The sequence below is a fragment of the Sphingomonas sp. genome (assembly GCF_036387535.1).
Lineage (GTDB): Bacteria > Pseudomonadota > Alphaproteobacteria > Sphingomonadales > Sphingomonadaceae > Sphingomonas_R.
The window spans coordinates 1-1810 of sequence record NZ_DASVTO010000144.1; the positions used below are offsets into that span (position 1 = coordinate 1).

At 68.1% G+C, this 1810-nt stretch carries 2 protein-coding genes; both read right to left on the reverse strand.

Annotated elements, in window-relative coordinates; translation table 11 throughout:
• Positions 1 to 512, reverse strand: a 512-nt coding sequence (locus tag VF649_RS13200) for a TIGR02186 family protein (RefSeq protein WP_414713681.1), incomplete at its 3' end; no start/stop codon positions are given.
• A gap of 32 nt (positions 513 to 544) precedes the next feature.
• Positions 545 to 1459 carry a sulfite exporter TauE/SafE family protein gene (locus VF649_RS13205; RefSeq protein WP_331012422.1) on the reverse strand — a complete coding sequence of 305 codons (915 nt, stop codon included), beginning with the start codon at positions 1457 to 1459 and terminating at the stop codon, positions 545 to 547.
• Positions 1460 to 1810: the final 351 nt, after the last annotated feature.

Sequence of the window (1810 nt, forward strand, 5' to 3'; positions counted from 1 at the left end):
CGCGCGGGGATGGTCACGCGCGCGCGGTACAATACGCCGTCGGTGATCTCGACGCTGCGCGGCGCTTCGTAATACAGGCCGGCGCGGCGTTTCAGGTCGACCAGGCCCCGGCTGAACCGGTCCTGCTCCGCCGACGCGACATTCGACGCCGGCGACAATTGCAGGCTGTCGAGCCCCAGTTCGTAAATCGCGCGGGTGCGATCGTCGACCAGCGCCGCGATCGGCCGCGACGATGCGATCGCGTAGAAGGACGGCGCCGATCGATAGCGCAGCCGCGCCGCATTCACCCAGATGCCGGCCACCTTCTCCTTCTCGCGCATCAGGATCGACTGTGTCGGGCCTTTCACCACCACGACGATATCGGCCGGCCGCTCCTGCGTCTGCGTGCCTTGGCCCGGATACAGGATCGCGCCGAACAGCAGCAGGTCGGCGCCGGTGAAGCTGTAGACGATCTCGATATCGCGCTGCGACACGTCGGGCACCAACACCGGCTTGGTCTGCCCGCACAGCATCAGCAACGCGGGCAGCGCGACCAGCCAGCGCCTCACGACACCTCGACCGAAAATATCTCTCCCGGCCGCCACACCAGCCCCAGCAGGATGCGCGTGCCCACCAGCAGGACCAGGATGGCCAGCGCCAGGCGCAGATGTTCCGGCTTGAACCGCGTCGCGAACCGCGCGCCCACTTGCGCCCCCGTCACCGATCCGACCAGCAGCAGCGCGGCCAGCACGATGTCGACCGCCTTGGTCGTCGTCGCATGCACCATCGTCGCTGCCGCGGTGACGAACAGGGTCTGGAACAACGACGTGCCGACCACGACCTGCGTCGCCATGCCCAGCAGATAGATCATCGCCGGCACCAGGATGAAGCCGCCGCCGATGCCCAGCAGGATCGTCAGGATGCCGACTCCAAAGCCAAGGATCATCGGCGCCAACGGCGAGATGTACAGGCCCGACCCATAGAATCGCGTGCGAAACGGCAAGGCGGCGACCAGCGGGTGGTGGCGGCGCTTGCGCGGGCGGGGCGGCCGGCCGCGCTTGGTTGCGACGATCGCACCCAGCGATTCGCGCGCCATCATCCCGCCGATCGACCCGAGCAGCAGGACATAGACGACGGCGATCACCGTATCGATCTGGCCCAGTTGCTGGAGCAGCCGGAATATCCACGCGCCCGCGAAACTGCCCAGCACCCCGCCGGCGACCAATACGCCGCCCATCTTGGCGTCCACCCCGCCCCGCCGCCAGTGCGCGAACACCCCCGACACGCTCGCGCCCGTCACCTGACTGGCCGACGATGCCGCCGCCACCGTCGGCGGGATGCCATAGACGATCAGCAGCGGCGTCGTCAGAAACCCGCCACCGACCCCGAACATCCCCGACAACAGCCCGACGCCCCCGCCCAGCAGGACGATGACGATCGCGTTGACCGACAGATTGGCAATGGGAAGATACAGCGCCACGCGCCAGGCGATATACCGCCCGGACGATAACCGCCAGAAGCCACTCGCGTGGCGGGTGGCTTTGGGAACGGATCGGCCGGTCGGCCGCACGCGCCCGGCTCCCCGGTGGCCGGCATCCGGCGGGGCGTCCGGCCCGTGCAGAACCGATCGATGGGACGGGGGTCGAAATGCCGTCGCGTCGGTTTCCCCGCAAGCCGGCGGATTTCATCGCGAACGCTCCATACATCGCCTGGTGGGATAGACGAGACTTGGGCGGTCCGGCGTCGGCGGATGTCTCCCGAACCGCGCTCGCACTGCCCATGCAATGCTCCGGTCGGGCGGCATGCGCAGGCTGTCGTTCCGTTATTGGAA